At 66.9% G+C, this 19,566-nt stretch carries 18 protein-coding genes; 13 read left to right on the top strand and 5 right to left on the bottom strand.

From position 1 onward, the window contains the following. Positions 1 to 119: 119 nt before the first annotated feature. Positions 120 to 482, bottom strand: coding sequence for a DUF5064 family protein (locus RTW82_RS28100; RefSeq protein ID WP_316927126.1), 363 nt, complete (start codon positions 480 to 482; stop codon positions 120 to 122). 371 nt (positions 483 to 853) lie between these two features. Between RTW82_RS28100 and arcD the strand changes: the two genes are divergently transcribed. The 5 genes from arcD (at position 854) to RTW82_RS28125 (ending at position 7,985) form a co-directional block, all read left to right on the top strand. Then, complete coding sequence (arcD, locus tag RTW82_RS28105; protein ID WP_316927127.1) at positions 854 to 2,281, top strand: arginine-ornithine antiporter; 1,428 nt, start codon at positions 854 to 856, stop codon at positions 2,279 to 2,281. Positions 2,282 to 2,299: 18 nt separating this feature from the next. Continuing rightward, positions 2,300 to 3,550 carry an arginine deiminase gene (gene arcA / locus RTW82_RS28110; protein ID WP_021218636.1) on the top strand — a complete coding sequence of 417 codons (1,251 nt, stop codon included), beginning with the start codon at positions 2,300 to 2,302 and terminating at the stop codon, positions 3,548 to 3,550. A gap of 107 nt (positions 3,551 to 3,657) precedes the next feature. After that, positions 3,658 to 4,668 carry an ornithine carbamoyltransferase gene (locus RTW82_RS28115; RefSeq protein WP_263400984.1) on the top strand — a complete coding sequence of 337 codons (1,011 nt, stop codon included), beginning with the start codon at positions 3,658 to 3,660 and terminating at the stop codon, positions 4,666 to 4,668. 184 nt (positions 4,669 to 4,852) lie between these two features. Next, entirely contained in the window at positions 4,853 to 5,782 is a 930-nt protein-coding gene (gene arcC / locus RTW82_RS28120) for a carbamate kinase (RefSeq protein WP_031287432.1), read from the top strand. Between the two features lie 295 nt (positions 5,783 to 6,077). Further along, positions 6,078 to 7,985 (top strand): beta-ketoacyl synthase, encoded by a 1,908-nt coding sequence (locus tag RTW82_RS28125; RefSeq protein ID WP_316927128.1) that lies wholly within the window; start codon positions 6,078 to 6,080, stop codon positions 7,983 to 7,985. Positions 7,986 to 8,057: 72 nt separating this feature from the next. On the opposite strand, the gene cysQ is transcribed toward RTW82_RS28125, so the two are convergent. Together cysQ and nudE are read right to left on the bottom strand one after the other, a co-directional pair. Beyond that, positions 8,058 to 8,876 (bottom strand): 3'(2'),5'-bisphosphate nucleotidase CysQ, encoded by an 819-nt coding sequence (gene cysQ / locus RTW82_RS28130; RefSeq protein WP_316927129.1) that lies wholly within the window; start codon positions 8,874 to 8,876, stop codon positions 8,058 to 8,060. Then, positions 8,873 to 9,439 carry an ADP compounds hydrolase NudE gene (gene nudE / locus RTW82_RS28135; protein ID WP_263400987.1) on the bottom strand — a complete coding sequence of 189 codons (567 nt, stop codon included), beginning with the start codon at positions 9,437 to 9,439 and terminating at the stop codon, positions 8,873 to 8,875. Before nudE ends, cysQ begins: the two co-directional genes overlap by 4 nt. Positions 9,440 to 9,571: 132 nt before the next feature. Here nudE and yrfG point away from each other — a divergent pair, with 132 nt between their 5' ends. From yrfG to RTW82_RS28170, 7 genes are all read left to right on the top strand, one after another. Continuing rightward, on the top strand, positions 9,572 to 10,234 hold the full coding sequence (yrfG, locus tag RTW82_RS28140; RefSeq protein WP_316927130.1) for a GMP/IMP nucleotidase: 663 nt from the start codon (positions 9,572 to 9,574) through the stop codon (positions 10,232 to 10,234). A 16-nt stretch (positions 10,235 to 10,250) separates the two neighbouring features. Then, positions 10,251 to 11,177: a LysR family transcriptional regulator gene (locus RTW82_RS28145; protein ID WP_316927131.1), complete on the top strand. Its 927-nt coding sequence runs from the start codon at positions 10,251 to 10,253 to the stop codon at positions 11,175 to 11,177. A gap of 59 nt (positions 11,178 to 11,236) precedes the next feature. Beyond that, positions 11,237 to 12,082, top strand: a complete 846-nt coding sequence (gene fdhD, locus RTW82_RS28150; protein ID WP_410478866.1) for a formate dehydrogenase accessory sulfurtransferase FdhD — start codon at positions 11,237 to 11,239, stop codon at positions 12,080 to 12,082. Continuing rightward, positions 12,079 to 14,400 carry an FdhF/YdeP family oxidoreductase gene (locus RTW82_RS28155; protein WP_316927132.1) on the top strand — a complete coding sequence of 774 codons (2,322 nt, stop codon included), beginning with the start codon at positions 12,079 to 12,081 and terminating at the stop codon, positions 14,398 to 14,400. The genes fdhD and RTW82_RS28155 overlap by 4 nt, the downstream gene beginning before the upstream one ends. A gap of 390 nt (positions 14,401 to 14,790) precedes the next feature. Next, positions 14,791 to 15,279 (top strand): YMGG-like glycine zipper-containing protein, encoded by a 489-nt coding sequence (locus RTW82_RS28160; RefSeq protein ID WP_263400991.1) that lies wholly within the window; start codon positions 14,791 to 14,793, stop codon positions 15,277 to 15,279. A 133-nt stretch (positions 15,280 to 15,412) separates the two neighbouring features. Further along, a complete protein-coding gene (locus tag RTW82_RS28165; RefSeq protein ID WP_263400992.1) occupies positions 15,413 to 15,811 on the top strand; it encodes a hypothetical protein in 399 nt (132 codons plus the stop codon). A 59-nt stretch (positions 15,812 to 15,870) separates the two neighbouring features. After that, positions 15,871 to 16,473 carry a nucleotidyltransferase family protein gene (locus RTW82_RS28170; RefSeq protein WP_316927133.1) on the top strand — a complete coding sequence of 201 codons (603 nt, stop codon included), beginning with the start codon at positions 15,871 to 15,873 and terminating at the stop codon, positions 16,471 to 16,473. 29 nt (positions 16,474 to 16,502) lie between these two features. Here RTW82_RS28170 and RTW82_RS28175 read toward each other — a convergent pair whose 3' ends face one another. Next, entirely contained in the window at positions 16,503 to 17,042 is a 540-nt protein-coding gene (locus RTW82_RS28175) for a DUF2087 domain-containing protein (RefSeq protein WP_316927134.1), read from the bottom strand. 284 nt (positions 17,043 to 17,326) lie between these two features. Between RTW82_RS28175 and RTW82_RS28180 the strand changes: the two genes are divergently transcribed. Next, complete coding sequence (locus RTW82_RS28180) at positions 17,327 to 18,208, top strand: hypothetical protein (RefSeq protein WP_316927135.1); 882 nt, start codon at positions 17,327 to 17,329, stop codon at positions 18,206 to 18,208. An 18-nt stretch (positions 18,209 to 18,226) separates the two neighbouring features. Here the strand turns inward: RTW82_RS28180 and sstT are convergent, their stop codons facing one another. Further along, on the bottom strand, positions 18,227 to 19,471 hold the full coding sequence (sstT, locus tag RTW82_RS28185; protein ID WP_316927136.1) for a serine/threonine transporter SstT: 1,245 nt from the start codon (positions 19,469 to 19,471) through the stop codon (positions 18,227 to 18,229). Positions 19,472 to 19,566: the final 95 nt, after the last annotated feature.

The following is a 19,566-nucleotide window of genomic DNA, read 5'->3' on the forward strand; positions in this document are numbered from 1 at the left end:
GCAGCCTCGGTCCTCCCCGGCCCTGGCGGCAGGCGACGGTCCATCAGCCCATCGCCTTCCACGTCGAACCCGGCCTCGCGCCGGGTTCGTCGTTTCTGTCTCGCGGAAATCCGTCTTCCCTAGGGTCGCTCCAGCAGAAAGCGCTCCAGATCAACCGGTGTACCCGGCTCGGCGTGCAATTTCTCCCGGAGGTCGGCGAACACCCGTTCGTAGTCCCGGTGCCCAGCCAGGGGCACCATCAGGTGCGGCTCAAGGCCGTGGTGGCGCAGACGCCGGCAGGCGCTCTGCAGAAAGTTGTAGGCAACGTCGCGGTGCAACTCGAAGCACTCCTGGAAGGAACGACCGCTGATATCGCCCCTGAGATCGAAGCACACGTAAGTCCCCCAGTCGCGCTGCTCGACCTCATAGTCCAGATCGATGTGATAACCAGGCCAAGGGCCTACAGGGTCCCTGACTATTTCAAGGTGTCCTGGGCGAAACATATTCAACCTCCTGTGGAAAGTTGAAGTAAGAAACTGTCTACCTCGCTGACTTATATCCGTTCGGAATCAACTCAATCCCTGACAATTCCCATATAAGCAAATGGCATTTCGCCATGTTTCTTACAACAAATACTTACAACTTGAACTGTCACGAAAACCAACTAGTTTGAACGGGGCGCCGCCTGGGATGGCCTGCCGACCCCTCTAATTTGCTCGCTCCGAGCATGCCTCCGAAGCCGCCACGCTCCCTCCGAACTCTGTAAGGAAATTGTCCCGCGCGGATTGATAGCTAGCTATTGACCTACGTCATAACTCTTCTCCGAAAGGAAGAGCCAACTAAGCACAGTTCCTACTCCTACTGGAGGTGCAAGATGTCAGACACCACCCAAAAACTCCGACTTGGCGCACTGGTTGCGCTCGTGGTCGGTTCAATGGTCGGCGGCGGGATCTTCTCGCTGCCGCAGAACATGGCAGCCAGCGCCGATGTCGGCGCCATCCTCATCGGCTGGGGCATCACTGCCGTCGGCATGCTCACCCTGGCCTTCGTGTTCCAGACCCTGGCCAACCGCAAACCCAACCTCGATGGCGGCGTGTACGCCTACGCCAAGGCCGGCTTCGGCGACTACATGGGCTTCTCCTCGGCCTGGGGCTACTGGATCAGCGCCTGGCTGGGCAACGTCGGCTACTTCGTCCTGCTGTTCAGCACCCTCGGCTACTTCTTCCCGATCTTCGGCGAAGGCAACACCCCGGCGGCCATCATCGGCGCCTCGGTGGTGCTCTGGGCCGTGCACTTCCTGGTGCTGCGCGGAATCAAGGAAGCGGCCTTCATCAACCTGGTGACCACGGTCGCCAAGATCGTGCCGCTGTTCCTGTTCATCCTGATCTGCCTGTTCGCCTTCAAGCTGGACATCTTCACCGCCGACATCTGGGGCTCGATGAACCCCGACCTCGGCAGCGTGATGAACCAGGTGCGCAACATGATGCTGGTCACCGTCTGGGTGTTCATCGGCATCGAGGGCGCGAGCATCTTCTCCGCCCGTGCCGAGAAGCGCAGCGACGTCGGCAAGGCCACCATCATCGGCTTCGTCACCGTGCTGCTGTTGCTGGTGCTGGTGAACGTGCTGTCCCTCGGCATCATGACTCAGCCGGAACTGGCCAAGCTGCAGAACCCGTCCATGGCGGCGGTGCTGGAGCATGTGGTCGGCCACTGGGGCGCGGTGCTGATCAGCGTCGGCCTGATCATCTCCCTGGTCGGTGCCCTGCTGTCCTGGGTGCTGCTGTGCGCGGAGATCCTCTTCGCCGCCGCCAAGGACCACACGATGCCGGAGTTCCTCCGCCGCGAGAACGCCAACCACGTGCCGGCCAACGCCCTGTGGCTGACCAACGCCATGGTGCAGCTGTTCCTCATCGTCACCCTGTTCAGCGCCAGCACCTACCTCTCGCTGATCTACCTGGCCACCTCGATGATCCTGGTGCCCTACTTCTGGTCTGCCGCCTACGCCCTGCTCCTGCCCATCCGTGGCGAGACCTACGAGCAGGACGGCCGTGACCGCAACAAGGACCTCGCCATCGCCGGCGTCGCCCTGGTCTACGCGGTCTGGCTGCTCTACGCCGGCGGCGTGAAGTACCTGCTGCTTTCGGCCCTGCTCTACGCCCCCGGCGCGATCCTCTTCGCCAAGGCCAAGCACGAGCTCGGCCAACCCATCTTCACCAACGTTGAGAAGCTGATCTTCGCCGCCGTGGTCATCGGCGCGCTCGCGGCGGCCTACGGCCTCTACGACGGCTTCCTGACTCTGTAACTCGTAAGGAGACCTGCCATGTCCAAAGTCAAACTCGGCGTTCATTCGGAAGCCGGCAAACTGCATAAGGTGATGGTCTGCTCGCCGGGTCTGGCCCATATGCGCCTGACCCCCAACAACTGCGACGAGCTGCTGTTCGATGACGTCATCTGGGTCAACCAGGCCAAGCGCGACCACTTCGACTTCGTCACCAAGATGCGCGAACGCGGCATCGAAGTGATGGAGATGCACAACCTGCTCACCGACATCGTGCAGAACCCCGAAGCCCTGAAGTGGATCCTCGACCGCAAGATCACCGCCAACCAGGTCGGTGTCGGCCTGACCAACGAAGTGCGCTCCTGGCTCGAAGGCCTGGAGCCGCGCAAACTCGCCGAGTTCCTCATCGGCGGTGTCGCCGGCTCCGACCTGCCGGACAGCGAAGGCGTCAGCGCGATCAAGATGTACCGCGACTACCTGGGCCACTCCAGCTTCATCCTGCCGCCGCTGCCCAACACCCAGTTCACCCGCGACACCACCTGCTGGATCTATGGCGGTGTGACGCTCAACCCCATGTACTGGCCGGCGCGACGTCAGGAAACCCTGCTCACCACCGCCATCTACAAGTTCCACCCCGAGTTCACCAACGCCGAATTCGAAGTCTGGTACGGCGACCCCGACAAGGACCACGGCAGCGCCACCCTCGAAGGCGGTGACGTCATGCCCATCGGCAACGGCGTGGTGCTCATCGGCATGGGCGAGCGCACCTCGCGCCAGGCCATCGGCCAACTGGCCCAATCGCTGTTCGCCAAGGGCGCGGTAGAGAAGGTGATAGTCGCCGGCCTGCCGAAATCCCGCGCGGCCATGCACCTGGACACCGTCTTCACCTTCTGCGACCGCGACCTGGTCACGGTCTTCCCGGAAGTGGTCAAGGAGATCGTCCCCTTCATCCTCCGCCCGGACGAAAGCCGCCCCTACGGCATCGACATCCGCCGCGAGGAGAAGAGCTTCATCGACGTGGTCGCCGAGTCCCTCGGGCTCAAGCAACTGCGCGTGGTGCAGACCGGCGGTGACAGCTTCGAGGCCGAGCGCGAACAGTGGGACGACGGCAACAACGTCGTCTGCCTGGAGCCCGGCGTGGTGGTCGGCTACGACCGCAACACCTACACCAACACCCAGCTGCGCAAGGCCGGTGTCGAGGTGGTGACCATCAGCGCCAGCGAACTCGGCCGCGGCCGTGGCGGTGGCCACTGCATGACCTGCCCGATCCTGCGCGACCCGATCGACTATTGATTCAAAAAGCCGAACCCCGGCGGCCGCTACCCGCGGCCGCCCTTCCCGCCAGCCACGAGCTGTTCTGACGGGAACCGGATTCCGACCTGCCCAAAAGGAGAAAGACCATGGCTTTCAACATGCACAACCGCAACCTGCTCAGCCTCATGCATCACAGCACCCGTGAGCTGCGGTACCTGCTGGACCTCTCCCGCGACCTGAAACGCGCCAAGTACACCGGCACCGAGCAGCAGCACCTGAAACGCAAGAACATCGCACTGATCTTCGAGAAGACCTCCACCCGCACCCGCTGCGCCTTCGAGGTCGCCGCCTATGACCAGGGCGCCAACGTCACCTACATCGACCCCAACTCCTCGCAGATCGGCCACAAGGAGACCATGAAGGACACAGCCCGCGTGCTCGGGCGCATGTACGACGCCATCGAGTACCGCGGCTTCAAGCAGGAGATCGTCGAAGAACTGGCCAAGTTCGCCGGCGTCCCGGTGTTCAACGGCCTGACCGACGAATACCACCCCACCCAGATGCTCGCCGACGTGCTGACCATGCGTGAGCACAGCGACAAGCCGCTGCACGACATCAGCTACGCCTACCTGGGCGACGCCCGTAACAACATGGGCAACTCGCTGCTGCTGATCGGCGCCAAGCTGGGCATGGACGTGCGCATCGCCGCGCCCAAGGCGCTGTGGCCGGAAGAAGAGTTCATCGCCCAGTGCAAGAAATTCGCCGAGGAAAGCGGCGCGCGCATCACCGTCACCGAAGATGCCAAGGCGGCGGTCAAGGGCGTCGACTTCATCCACACCGACGTCTGGGTCTCCATGGGCGAGCCGGTGGAAGCCTGGGGCGAGCGCATCAAGCAACTGCTGCCCTACCAGGTCAACGCCGAGATGATGAAAGCCTCCGGCACCGCACGGACCAAGTTCATGCACTGCCTGCCGGCCTTCCACAACAGCGAGACCAAGGTCGGCAAGCAGATCGCCGAGCAGTACCCGCACCTGGCCAACGGCATCGAAGTGACCGACGACGTGTTCGAGTCCCCGGCCTGCATCGCCTTCGAGCAAGCGGAGAACCGCATGCACACGATCAAGGCGATTCTGGTCTCGACCCTCGCCGACGTCTGATTCCAGAAATCCACGGGGGCGCTGGCTTTGTCGGCGGCACCGCGCGGCTCCTCACCGTACCGGGGTACGGGTCGTCGCAGCTTGCTTGCCTTCACGCCACCATCCCCTGTGGCTTCCTGGAATATCCGAGATTCGGAGAAGGAGCGGGAAACCGCCCCCTCTCCACCGCAACAGGAGAACAATCATGCGAATAGTCGTCGCATTGGGCGGTAACGCCCTGCTGCGCCGTGGCGAACCCATGACGGCGGAGAACCAGCGCGAGAACGTGCGCATCGCCGCCGAGCAGATCGCCAAGATCCAGCCCGGCAACGAGCTGGTGGTCGCCCACGGCAACGGCCCACAGGTCGGCCTGCTGGCCCTCCAGGGCGCTGCCTACACGGCGGTCAGCACCTACCCGCTGGACGTCCTCGGCGCCGAGACCGAGGGCATGATCGGCTACATGATCGAACAGGAACTGGGCAACCTGCTGCCCTTCGAAGTGCCCTTCGCCACCCTGCTCACCCAGGTGGAAGTGGACGCCAAGGACCCCGCCTTCCAGAAGCCCACCAAACCCATCGGCCCGGTGTACTCCCGGGAAGAGGCCGAGCGCCTCGCCGAGGAAAAGGGCTGGACCATCGCCCCCGACGGCGACAAGTTCCGCCGCGTGGTGGCCAGCCCCCGGCCCAAGCAGATCTTCGAGATCCGCCCGGTCAAATGGCTGTTGGAAAAAGGCTCGGTGGTGATCTGCGCCGGCGGCGGCGGCATCCCCACGCTCTATGACGACAACGGCAAGCTCAAGGGCGTCGAGGCGGTGATCGACAAGGACCTCTGCTCCGCGCTGCTCGCCGAGCAACTGGAGAGCGATATCCTGGTGATCGCCACCGACGTCGACGCGGCCTACATCGACTGGGGCAAGCCGACCCAGAAGGCCATCGCCGAAGCCCACCCCGACGAACTCGAGCGCCTCGGCTTCGCTGCCGGCTCCATGGGGCCCAAGGTCCAGGCTGCCAGCGAGTTCGCCCGCAACACCGGCCGTGCGGCGGTGATCGGCTCCCTCGCTGATATCGAAGCCATCGTCCAGGGCAAGGCCGGCACCCGCGTCAGCACCGCCAACCCCGGCATCAGCTACCGCTGAGGCCCCTCACCCACGGAGCCGCGCCAGCGGCTCCGGCTCCTCCTACCCGGCCTCGCGACCGCGCCTGCAATTCATGCACACGGGCAGTACCGATCAATCCTCAAGTGACTCGACAGTCAGCTGCCGCGTCAGGTTAGGCATTCGAATCTTTCGAGCTGCCACCGGGTTCGTCCCCGGTGGCCGGATATCCCCGACGCGTTCTCTGGCCAGCCGCACCCGCGGCCTTCACGGCCCCTCTTCACCGCGCTCGGCCCGGCCTCGGCAGGCAATGGTCTATTTGAGGAGTTTCCGAGTCATGTCACGACTTCCGGTCATCGTTGGTTTCGGCGGTTACAACGCAGCGGGCCGCAGCTCGTTCCACCACGGCTTCCGCCGCACCGTGATCGAGTCCGTCGACGCCGCCACGCGTCAGGAAACCCTGGCCGTGCTGGCGGTGATGACCAAACTGGTGACCGTGGTCGACGGCCAGTACCTGGACGCCGACGGCAACCCGCTGACCCTCGCCGACATCGAGTCGCGCTTCGGCGAGCGCATCCTCGCCTCCACCCTGGTGCGCCGCATCGAGAAGCAGCACCTGGATGTCGACGCCGCCCCCTGGCAGAAGAACATCGGTGTCGCCGCCGAGCCCGGCACCCGCATCAGCTTCATCACCTCGCGCAAGCAGCTGCCCGAGCCGCTGCCGGCCAGTTGGTCGGTGGAGCCGCTGGAATCCGGCGAGGTGCGCGTCACCCTGAATGACGCCACCGAGTTCAAGGTCGAGAGCTTCCGCGCCCTGCCGGTGAAATCCGCCGGCCAGCTGCCCACCGGCTTCGAGCCGGGCGAGCTGTACAACTCGCGCTTCCACCCGCGCGGCCTGCAGATGTCCGTGGTCGCCGCCACCGACGCCATCCGCTCCATCGGCCTGCCCTGGCAGCGCATCGTCGACCATGTGCAGCCCGACGAAGTCGCGGTGTTCTCCGGCAGCATCATGAGCCAGCTCGACGAGAACGGTTTCGGCGGCCTCATGCAGTCGCGCCTCAAGGGCGGCCGCGTCACCGCCAAGCAGTTGCCCCTGGGCCTCAACACCATGCCCGCCGACTTCATCAACGCCTACGTGCTGGGCAGCGTCGGCACCACCGGCAGCGTCACCGGTGCCTGCGCCACCTTCCTCTACAACCTGCAGAAGGCCATCGAGATGATCGGCTCCGGCCGCGCGCGGGTCGCCCTGGTGGGCAACGCCGAAGCGCCGATCAACCAGGAATGCATCGACGGCTACGGCGCCATGGGCGCCCTGGCCACCGAAGACGGCCTGCGCCAGGTCGGCGGCCGCGAGGACGTGGACTTCCGCCGCGCCAGCCGTCCCTTCGGCGAGAACTGCGGCTTCACCCTGGCCGAATCCAGCCAGTACGTGGTGCTGATGGACGACGCCCTGGCCCTGGAGCTGGGCGCCGATATCCACGGCGCGGTCACCGATGTCTTCATCAACGCCGACGGCTTCAAGAAATCCATCTCCGCGCCCGGCCCGGGCAACTACCTGACCCTGGCCAAGGCCGTGGCCAGCGCCACCCAGATGTTCGGCAGCGAGACGGTGCGCCAGCACAGCTTCGTCCACGCCCACGGCTCCAGCACCCCGGCCAACCGCGTCACCGAATCCGAACTGCTGGACCGCGTCGCCAGCGCCTTCGGCATCGAGTCCTGGCCCATCACCGCGGTCAAGGCCTTCGTCGGCCACAGCCTGGCCACCGCCAGCGGGGATCAGGTGGTCTCGGCCCTCGGCACCTTCCGCTACGGCATCCTGCCGGGCATCAAGACCATCGACCGGGTCGCCGACGACGTGCACCAGCAGCACCTGTCCATCGCCACCCGCGACCAGCGCCTGGATCAGCGCAGCCTGGACATCTGCTTCATCAACTCCAAGGGCTTCGGCGGCAACAACGCCAGCGGTGTGGTGATTTCCCCGCGCCTGACCGAGAACATGCTGCGCAAGCGCCACGGCGAGAAGGCCTTCGCCGCCTACAGCGAAAAGCGCGAAGCCACCCGCGCCGCCGCCCGCCAGTACGACGAGCGCGCGCTCAAGGGTGAGCTGGACATCATCTACAACTTCGGCAACGACCTGATCGACGACAAGGCCCTGGAAGTCACCGCCCAGGGCATCAAGGTCCCCGGCTTCGCCCAGCCGCTGCTCTACGGCAAGGACGAACGCTTCAAGGACATGCTCGACTGATCGTCACGAGGTAAATGGGGCGGATCGAAGCCCGCCCCACCCTGCGCGATAGCCCGACAGGCGCGCTCCGGATCAATCCAGGGCGCGCGCCAGCTCCAGCAACTCGCCACGCCACGCGGCAGCCGCCGGCAGGGCCAGGAAGGACGGGTTGAGGAAGGATTCGCGGGCCGCGTAGCCCAGCGGTTCGCCGGCCAGGTCGAGCACCTCGCCACCGGCGCCTTCCAGCACGCCCTGCGCGGCAGCGGTGTCCCACTGCGAAGTGGGCGCCAGGCGCGGGTAGCAATCCGCGGCCCCTTCGGCCAGCAGGCAGAACTTCAGCGAGCTGCCGATATTGGCCAGCTGCAATTCTCCGAAGCGTTCACCCAACCCGGCCAGCAGGCGTTCCTGCGCGGGGCTCGAATGGCGCTTGCTGGCCACCAGGGTGAAGGCCTGAGCCGGCGCCACGCGCACCGCGATGGCTTCACGTTGGCCCGCCTCGATGCGCCAGGCACCTAGGCCTGCACCACCGAGGTAGCAGCGGCCGGTGACCGGCACGCCGACGACACCGAAGACCACGCGCCCGCGCTCGATCAGCGCAACGTTGACGGTGAACTCCTCGGAGCCGGAAATGAATTCCTTGGTGCCATCCAGCGGGTCCACCAGCCACCAGCGCTCCCAACCGGCGCGCTCGGCAAGGGAGATATCCGCCGCTTCCTCGGACAACACCGGGATGCTGGCATCCAGTGCCTCCAACCCATCGGCGAGGATGCGATGGGCGGCCAGGTCGGCGGCAGTGACGGGGGACGCATCGGCCTTCTCGACCACGGCGACGTCCGCGCGCCAGAACGGCAGGATGGCCTGGCCGGCGAGGCCGACCAGTTCGATCACGGCAGGCAGCAACGGGTGGCTCATGCGGGGAACTCCCCACGCTGGCTCAGCAGGTCACGAGCCAGGTAGAGCGCCGCCAGGGCACGCCCCTCGCTGAACTGCGGGTGCTGCACCAGGCTGGATATCTCGCGCAGGCTGACCTTCTCCACGCCCAGCGGCTCGGGCTCATCGCCCGGCAGGCGTTCCTCGTAGAGGTCGCGGGCCAGCACCACCTGGATCTTCTGGCTCATGTAGCCCGGCGACAGCGACAGCTCGGTCAGCAACTCCAGCTTGCGTGCGCCGTATCCCGCCTCTTCCTTGAGTTCGCGGTCCGCCGCCACCAGCACGTCTTCGCCCGGCTCGATCAGCCCCTTGGGCAGCGACAGCTGGTAGTCGTCGGTGCCGGCGCAGTACTCCTCCACCAGCAGCACGTGCTCGGCGTCCACCAGCGCCACCACCATCACCGCGCCATAGCCGGAGCCCTTGCCCACCAGGCGTTCATAGGTACGCTCGACGCCGTTGGAGAAACGCAGCTGCAGCTCCTCGACACGGAACAGACGGCTGCTGGCGACAATCTCGCGAGCGAGCACGGTGGGCTTCTGACGCATAACGGAACTCCTTGGCATGACCGGCGGGTTATCATACCCCGGCTTTTCCGATTATCTGCGTAGGAGATTGCACGCCGACGACCGTCCGCGATGCAATCGCGACAGCCCTCCCACCTACAGCCCCGGACACGCATGCCACAGCTCAACTGGTCCGCCATCGACACCGTCCTGCTGGACATGGATGGCACCCTCCTCGACCTGCACTTCGACAACCATTTCTGGCTGGACTACCTGCCCCAGCGCTATGCCGAACACCATGGCATCAGCCGCGAACTGGCCGACGCCGAGCTGGTGCCGCTGTTCAAGCGCCATGCCGGCCAGCTCAACTGGTACTGCACGGACTTCTGGAGCCGCGAGCTGAAGCTGTCGATCCGCGACCTCAAGCGCGAAGTGGCCGACCTGATCGCCCTGCGCCCCGACGCCGACTACTTCCTCGCCGCCCTGCGCCGCGCCGGCAAGCGCGTGGTGCTGATCACCAACGCCCACCGTGATTCGCTGTCGCTGAAGATGGAGCGGGTCGAACTGGCGCCCTGGTTCGATCGCCTGATCAGCTCCCACGACTACGGCTTCCCCAAGGAAGACCAGCAGTTCTGGCACGCCCTGCAGGCGGATTCGCCCTTCGATCCGGCGCGCGCGCTGTTCATCGACGACAGCCTGCCGATCCTGCGCAGCGCCCGCACCTACGGTGTCGCCCACCTGCTGGCGGTGCTGCAGCCCGACAGCCGGGGCGCACTCAAGGACACCGAGGAATTCGCCGCTGTCGATGGCTACCGCGAACTGGCAGAAGGGCTCTAGCCCGGCGGGTGCATCCATGGACATCAAGCAGCTCAAGTTCCTCGTCGCCCTGGACGAGACCCGCCACTTCGGCCAGGCCGCCGCGCGCTGCCACGTCACCCAGCCCACACTGTCCATGCGCCTGCGCAGTCTGGAAGAAGAACTGGGCCTGGAGCTGGTGCAGCGCGGCCAGCGTTTCGAAGGCTTCACCGATGCCGGCCAGCGCGTGCTCGCCTGGGCCCGCACCCTGCTCGCCGCCCATGACGGCCTGCACGCCGAGGCCGCCGCCTGTCGCGGCCACCTGGTGGGCACCCTGCGCCTGGGCGTGGTGCCCCTGGCGGGCTATGACCCCATGCGCCTGGTGCAAGCCTTCGCCGAGCAGCACCCTGACCTGCGCTTCCAGCTGTTCGCCCTTAGCTCCGAGCAGATCCTCGAACGCCTGGCGCGCAACCAGCTCGACCTCGGCCTCTCCTACCTCGACCGCCTGGATCGCGAGCACTTCGACAGCCTGGAGATCGCCGACACGCGCATGGGCCTGCTGTACGACCGTCGCCACTTCACCTTCGAAGCCCCGCAGCTGGCCTGGGAAGCCCTCGCCGGCCTGCCCCTGGGCCTACTCTCCAGCGGCATGCACTTCCGCCAGTCCATCGACCACGGCTTCCGCAGCCGGGGCCTGGCGCCGCAGCCGCGCCTGGAGACCGACGCCGTGCACCAGCTGCTGCAGGCGGTCAACGTCGGCCTGTGCTGCGCCATCATGCCGTTGGCCAGCGGCCTCGACGAACTCACCGAGCACCTGGCCCTGCTGCCCATCGAGCAGGCCCACACCCTGGCCCCACTGGGGCTCATCCAGCGCCGAGGGCAGACCCGCTCGGCCCTGGCGGATGCCTGCTTCGAAGAGGCCCGCCGGCTGTTCGAACCCGCCTTGATAGATGGCGTCGATCACAGTATCGGCAATAGCGATTAGACGGACCCCGGCACCAGCGCCTAGGCTGCCTGTGTCAATCCGTCGCAGGGGCGCCACCCGTGCCACGCCAGCTTTCCACTCCCGCTTTCAACGACACCGAGCCGGTCACCCAGGCGCGGGGCTATGCCTATGCCGAACTGGGCGGTGCCGCTGCGTCCGGCGAGGGCCTGCTGGCCGAGGAATGCGCCTTGGCTATCGCCTACAACGGCATCAGCCACGCGGTGATGATGGTTTCGCCCGCCGATCTGGAAGACTTCCTCGTCGGCTTCAGCCTCAGCGCCGGCATCGTCGACTCGATCGATGACATCTATGACAGCCGCCTCGGTGGCTGCGACGACGCCCGCCAGGCCGAGGTGGAAATCGCCAACCGCGCCTTCTGGGCCCTGAAGGACCAGCGCCGCCAACTGGCCGGCACCACCGGCTGCGGCCTCTGCGGCGTGGAAGCCCTGGAACAGGCGCTGCCCGCCCTCAAGGTCCTGCAGCCCCAATCGCTGCCCCCGGCCGAACACCTGGCCGACCTGCGCCAGCGCATCGCCGCCAAGCAGGACCTGGCCCGCCGCAGCGGCGCCCTGCACGCGGCGCTCTTCGTCGACGCAGAAGGCGAACTGGTGCTGTGCCGCGAAGACATCGGCCGCCATAACGCCCTCGACAAACTCATCGGCGCCGTCCTGCGGCAGAAGCTCGACCCGCGCGCCGGTTTCGCCGTGGTCACCAGCCGCTGCAGCCTCGAACTTATCCACAAGGCGGTGCGTGCCGGCCTCGGCACCCTGGTCAGCCTCTCGGCCCCCACTGCGCTCACCGTGCAATGGGCGCGCCGGCACAACCTGAACCTGATCCACCTGCCCCATCACAGCGCGCCCCGGGTCTACAGCCCGGCGCCACGAACAGAAGAAGTACAGCCATGAGCCTGCAACCCGTGCATCCCCGCTACAAGCCCTACAACGGCGCCGCCGCCGGCTGGGGCGCGCTGAAGAGCGTCGCGCACTTCTGGCTGGACAGTAAGCAGCCGTTCAAGAACCTGCGTGCCCTGCTCAAGACCAACCAGAACGGCGGCTTCGACTGCCCCGGCTGCGCCTGGGGCGACTCCCCCGAAGACGGCCGCATCAAGTTCTGCGAGAACGGCGCCAAGGCGGTGAACTGGGAAGCCACCAAGCGCCGGGTCGACGCCGCCTTCTTCGCCCGCTACAGCGTCAGCCAGCTGCGCGAGCAGAGCGACTACTGGCTCGAATACCAGGGCCGCCTGACCCAGCCGATGCGCTACGACGCTGCCAGCGACCGCTACCTGCCCACCAGCTGGGACGACGCCTTCGCCCTGATCGCCAGCCACCTCAAGCGCCTGCCCGACCCGAACCAGGCCGAGTTCTACACCTCCGGCCGCGCCAGCAACGAGGCCGCGTTCCTCTACCAGCTGTTCGTCCGCGCCTATGGCACCAACAACTTCCCCGACTGCTCGAACATGTGCCACGAGGCCAGCGGCGTGGCCCTGGGCCAGAGCGTGGGCGTCGGCAAGGGCAGCGTGACCTTCGCCGACTTCGAGCATGCGGACGCCATCTTCGTCCTCGGCCAGAACCCCGGCACCAACCACCCGCGCATGCTCGAACCGCTGCGCGAAGCGGTGAAGCGCGGCGCCCAGGTGGTCGCTTTCAACCCGCTCAAGGAGCGCGGCCTGGAACGCTTCCAGCATCCCCAGCACGCCCTGGAGATGCTCACCAACGGCTCCGCCCCGCTCAACACCGCGTTCTTCCGCCCGGCCCTGGGCGGCGACATGGCCGCCCTCCGCGGCATCGCCAAGTTCCTCCTGCAGTGGGAGCGTGAAGCCCAGGCCGCCGGCCAGCCGGCGGTGTTCGACCACGCCTTCATCGCCGAGCACACCGATGGCGTAGACGCTTACCTGGCCGAGCTGGACGCCACCACCTGGGAACACCTCGAGCGCCAATCCGGCCTGACCCTCGCCGAGATCGAGCAGGCCGCGCGCATGTACCGCCGCGCCGAGCGCGTGATCATCTGCTGGGCCATGGGCATCACCCAGCACCACCACTCGGTGCCGACCATCCAGGAAATCGTCAACCTGCAACTGCTGCGCGGCAACCTCGGCCGCCCCGGCGCCGGCCTATGCCCGGTGCGCGGCCATAGCAACGTGCAGGGCGACCGCACCATGGGCATCAACGACCGCCCGCCGGTGGCCCTGCTCGACGCGCTGGAGAAGCGCTTCCAGTTCAAGGTGCCCCGCGAGAACGGCCACAACACCGTGGAAGCCATCAACGCCATGCTCGACGGCGAGGCCCGCGTCTTCATCGGCCTCGGCGGCAACTTCGCCCAGGCCACGCCGGACAGCCCGCGCACCCACCAGGCGCTGATGAACTGCGACCTCACCGTGCAGATCAGCACCAAGCTCAACCGCAGCCACCTCACCGTCGGCCGCGACGCGCTGATCCTGCCCTGCCTCGGCCGCACCGACATCGACCACCAGGCCCACGGCCCGCAGGCGGTGACGGTGGAAGACTCCTTCAGCATGATCCACGCCTCCAACGGCCAGCTGTCACCGCTGTCCCGCGAGATGCGCTCGGAGCCGGCCATCGTCGCCGGCATCGCCAAGGCCACCCTGGGCAACCACCCGGTGGACTGGGACGCGATGATCGCCAACTACGACCGCATCCGCGACCTGATCGCCGACACCATCCCCGGCTTCGCCGACTTCAACCAGCGCGTGCAGCACCCGGGCGGCTTCTACCTGGGCAACAGCGCCGGGGCCCGCACCTGGAAGACCGCCAGCGGCCGCGCCAACTTCAAGGCCAACCCGCTGCCGGAAACCCTGATCCACGAACGCATCCGCGCCAGCGGCATCAAGCCCGACCTGATCCTGCAGACCCTGCGCTCCCACGACCAGTACAACACCACCATCTACGGCCTCGACGATCGCTACCGCGGCGTACGCGGCCAGCGCCAGGTGGTGTTCGCCAACGAGGCCGACATCCAGCGCCTGGGCTACCAGAGCGGGCAGAAGGTGGACATGGTCTCGCTCTGGGACGACGGCATCGAACGCAAGGTAGAAGGCTTCACCCTGCTGGCCTTCGACATCCCCGCCGGCCAGGCCGCCGCCTACTACCCGGAAACCAACCCCCTGGTGCCCCTGGACAGCTTCGGCGTCGGCAGCCACACGCCCACCTCCAAGTTCATTGCCATACGCATCCAGGCAGCGCAGGAAAGCGGGCGCATTCTCTGACGGCTCGCTGCCCATCACCCTACGGCGGGCACGGAGCCTCCCGTAGGGTGTGCCACTCGCACGCAGGGTCAGGTACTCGACTGAAATGACATGAGCAACAGGAACGGTGCGCACCGATCACGCGCATCGAAAGGCCAGGAAAAAATTGGAATCACCCCCCCTGAAGGGGTGCAGGAAGAAGGCGCAATGCCATCAGGAAATGGCCTGAAAAAGGCCCGAAACAAGGGACTGGAATAAGGCTCTGACATCGCCAAAACAGTCAAAGTTCTCCAGCAAAAACAATTATTTAGAGAATGTGAAAAACCCTGTGCAATTCGTCGGGAGGCGCTTGTACAGGGCCGTTCCGCTGGCAACTATCGCCTCGTCCAAACAACAGAGGCTCTCCCCTCCATGAAGCAATCCTCGATCCTCCTTCTGTCTTTCTGCCTCGTCAGTGGCGGCGCCTTCGCCGGCGGCACCACCGAAGCCGGGGTGGGTGGCGCGCTGGGCGGGGTACTGGGCTCGGTCGTCGGTCAATCCATCGGTGGCAACACCGGCGCGGCCATCGGTGCCGGTGTCGGCGGTGCCGCGGGCGGCGCCGTGGGTGCCGACCGGCGCAACCGCACCGAAGCGGCCCTGGGCGGCGCACTGGGCGCGGCCGGCGGCAACGTCATCGGTCGCCAGGTCGGTGGCAACACCGGCAGCCTGATCGGTGCAGCGGCCGGCGGTGGCGCCGGTGGCGCACTGGGCAACTACATGGGTAACGAGAGCCGTCGCGACGACGACCGTGACGATCGTCGCTACTACGATCGCCGTGGCGATCGCCACGAGCATGGTCGTGGCCACGGCTGGGGCCACCGCAAGCACAAGCATCGCCACCACCACGACTGGGATGATTGATCGCGACCGTTAGTCGCCAATCCCGGTCGATCGGCCCCCCTCACAGAACTCCCGTCACATTCACAGCCTCTTAATCTTCGAGGGCCATCTGCAGTGCAGGTGGCCCTCGTGACCTTGCCTGGAGAAACACCCGATGCGCCTCACTCTTCCCGCCCTGGCCCTGAGCCTGCTCGCGACCCAAGCCGTGGTCGCCGGCGAAACCACCAAGAACGCCCTCGGCGGCGGTCTTGGCGGTGCGCTGGGCAACGTCGTCGGCCAATCCATCGGTGGCAGCACCGGTGCGGCCATCGGTGCCGGCCTCGGCGGTGCAGCCGGTGGCGCCATCACCGCGCGTGACGGCAACAAGACCGGCGCTGCACTGGGCGGTGGCCTGGGTGCCGCCGGCGGTTCGGTGGTGGGCAACAAGCTCGGTGGCAACACCGGAGCCGCCATCGGCGCCGGCCTTGGCGGTGCGGCAGGCGGCGCCATCGCCAGCGAGCTGAACAAGGACAGCGGCGGCAAGAAGCACCGCAAGCACAGGCACCGCGATTGAGCATCATGGAGCCACACGCCCAGCCTCCGCGTTGCACGCTGCGGGGGCCGGTGCTGCCGGTGGCTTACGAGAGTCCCCTGCCCCACCTGCAGCGCTGGCTGCGTGGCGACGCCCAGCGCCTGCTGGCCCTGCGCTGCGTCGCCAGCCTGGGCCTGCGCGATGCCTGGCTGGCTGCCGGCTTCGTCCGCAACCTCGCCTGGGACCGCCTGCACGGCTACCGCGACGCCACGCCGCTGGCCGATCTCGACCTGATCCACTTCAACCCCGATGACCTCGACCCCGAAGCCGACCTGCGCATCGAGCAGGCCCTGCGGCGCATGGCCGGGCACCTGCCCTGGTCGGTGAAGAACCAGGCGCGCATGCACCTGCGCAACGGCGACGAACCCTACCGCGACAGCCGCGACTCCATGAGCCACTGGCCGGAAGTGCAGACCGCCATCGGCGTGCGCCTGCGCCCGGGTGGCGGCATCGAGATCGCCACGCCCTTCGTGCAGTCCGGGCTGCTCGACCTGCGCATCACGCCCAACCCGCTGCACCCGCGTCAGGAAGTGTTCACTGAACGCCTGCAGGCCAAGGATTGGCTGCAACGCTGGCCGCGCCTGCAAGTCGATACCGCTCCCCTGGGTTGCCTGCTGCTCACCAGCCACTTCGACGAGGCTTGAAGGCGCGCGTCCCTGCGCGCCCTTTCACGTCAGGCCGAGCGCCTGCCCAGCTGCTCACGCAGCGCCATCGCCAGCGGCTCCGGACGCAGCTCCACGCGGCGGTACTCGCGACCGTCCGGCGTACGCACCAGCCAGCCGGCATCCACCATTTCCCGGCGTAACAGCACGTGGTCGCCCAGGCTCGCGACCTCGCGGATATGCCCGTCCACCTCGCGTTCGCTCATCGCGGCACGGGGCGGCAGGGCCATCCAGGTCATCCACAGGCAGGGGCGTCGGTGGCTGTGCTTGCCGGGCCAGGTACGCAGGCGGCCCTGCTCGTCGAAGTAACGCAGCAGGCGGCGCACCAGCACGTAGTCCACCGCATCGCCGGCTGGCGGCTGGCTCAGCTGGCGTTCGGCCGTCTGGCTCGCGCGCAGGGCCTGGAAGCTGCGAAAGCCCCGGGCGCGGGCCAGCAGGTTGAGCATCTCCACATGGCCGGGCGGCCGTTCGCGCTCCTCGAGCTGGCGGACCAGCGAGCGGGCGAGTGCAGACATGTCATCGGTAGCGAAAGGGATAAGCGTCTTGGACACAGTTCGTTCCTCGTGTGTGCCAAGTCCTCGGAAGAGGATGTCGGGGGTCGCCGGGTTCCGACGCGGCACGGGGACGAGTGTCGGTCGAGGGTTGAGCCTGGGGCTCGTGGCAGGTTTAGCTGCCCGAATGGGCACCGGTGACGCCTGGGTGAACTGCCGACCGCGAGCCAGAATAGCGCCGGGTGTCGTGATGCTCAACAGCCAGCGGGCGAAGCGTCTGAGAAGACTGTAATCTTCTGTCATTACTCTGCTGGCGCATGCACGCCGGTCGCCGTGGACACGCCATGGGTTTCATCCGCTACGCCGTACCCTTGCTCTGCCTCTTCACCCTGTTCCCGGCCGCCTTCGCCGGGCAGCAACTGCGCGTCTGCCAGCAAAGCCCGGTCACCTACGCCTACCGCATCGAACTGGCCAACCTCATCCTCGCCCGCACCGCCGAGCGCTACGGCGAAGCCAGCATCGTCACCAGCCAGGCGCCGGACCCGTCCCAGGAACGCTGCCTGGCCATGCTCAAGGCCGGCCTGGTGGACCTCGCCTACGTGCCGCCGAACCGCGAGCGCCTGGCCGACTTCCGCATGCTGCCCATCGACATGCACCAGGGCCTGCTCGGCTACCGCGTGCTGATCATCCGCAAGGATCGCCAGGCCGATTTCGCCGGCATCGAGAACCTCGACGGCCTGCGCCGCCTCACCGGCGGTTTCGGCAGCCAGTGGAGCGACTTCCCGCTGTTCGCCCGCAACCACCTGCCGGTGCTGGGCATGGCCAACCCCGGCAACCTGCTGCCGATGCTGGAGCAACGCCGCTTCGACTACTTCCACCGCGGCCTCAGCGAAGCCTGGGCCGAAGTGGACGCCAACCGCGCCGCGCTGCCGGACCTGACGGTGGAGCAGCACCTGGCGCTGAAGTACCCGATGCCGGTGTACTTCACCTTCGCCAAGGGCAACGCGCTGCTGGTGAAGCGCTTCACCGAGGGCTTCGAGCAGATACGCGCGGACGGCTCGTTCCAGGCGCTGTTCCTGCGCCACCACGGCTACCTGATCGACAAGGCGGGGATGCCCGGGCGGCGGGTCATCGAACTGGAGTCCGACCTGCCGGGGCAGTTCCCGGACAGCGGCGACTGGTTCGCCGAACCCGCCACCGCCGGAAAGGACGGCGCCGCGCCCTGAGGCGCGCGCCGGAGGGGATCAGCCGAGGTTTGTTTCAGCCGGCTCGTCGATATCACCGCTGGCCATGCAGGCCGCTGCGGTGAAGAGCACGTCGGTGGAGGAGTTCAGCGCGGTTTCGGCGGCGTCCTGGAGGATGCCGATGATGAAGCCCACCGCCACCACCTGCATCGCCACCTCGCTGGGAATGCCGAACAGGCTGCACGCCAGCGGGATCAGCAGCAGCGAACCACCGGCCACACCCGAGGCGCCACAGGCGCAGATGGACGCCACCAGGCTGAGCAGGATGGCTGTGGGGATGTCCACCGCGATGCCCAGGGTCTTCACCGCCGCCAGGGTCAGCACGGTGATGGTGATCGCCGCGCCGGCCATGTTGATGGTCGCGCCCAGGGGGATGGACACCGAATAGGTGTCCTCGTGCAGGCCGAGTTTCTTCGACAGCTCCAGGTTCACCGGGATGTTGGCCGCCGAGCTGCGGGTGAAGAAGGCGGTGATGCCGCTCTCGCGCAGGCAGGTCAGCACCAGCGGGTAGGGGTTGCGACGGATCTTCCAGAACACGATCAGCGGGTTCACCACGAAGGCCACGAACAGCATGCAGCCCAGCAGTACCGCCAGCAGGTGGGCGTAGTCGGCCAGCACCTTGAGGCCGTTCTCCGCCAGGGTCGAGGCCACCAGGCCGAAGATGCCCAGCGGGGCGAAGGCGATCACCACGCGCACGATCAGCGACACGCCGTGGGACAGGTCGCTGAACACCGCGCGGGTGGTCTCGCTGCCCTGGCGGATGGCGATGCCCAGGCCCACGGCCCAGACCAGGATGCCGATGAAGTTGGCCTGCATCAGCGCCGTCACCGGGTTGGCCACCGCGCTGCCCAGCAGGCTCAGCAGCACCTCGGAGATATTGCCGGGCGGCGCCAGGTCATTGGCCGCCGCACTCAGGTGCAGGGTCGAGGGGAACAGGCTGGAGGCCAGCACCGCCACCACTGCGGCGGAGAAGGTGCCGATCAGGTAGAGGAACAGGATCGGGCGGATATGGGTGCGCTCGCCCGGCTTGTGGTTGCCGATGGCGGCGATCACCAGGACAAACACCAGTACCGGCGCCACGGCCTTCAGCGCGGCGACGAAGAGCTTGCCGAGCAGGCCCACGGCCTGGGCCGCCGCCGGCAGGAACACCGCCAGCAGGACACCGGCCACCAGGCCGATGAGGATGCGCGTGACCAGGCTGGTGCCCTTCACGCGCTGGAGCATGGAGCGTTTTTCAGAAGTCATGGCAGATTCACTGAACAGGGGCCGCAAACACGGCCGATACCCAAGATGCCCCGTCGCGCCACCCCGGCCCGGCAGGATGGAGAAAGCACCAGGCC

Origin of the sequence: Pseudomonas sp. zfem005 (assembly GCF_032621735.1) — a bacterium.
Classification (GTDB): domain Bacteria; phylum Pseudomonadota; class Gammaproteobacteria; order Pseudomonadales; family Pseudomonadaceae; genus Metapseudomonas; species Metapseudomonas solani.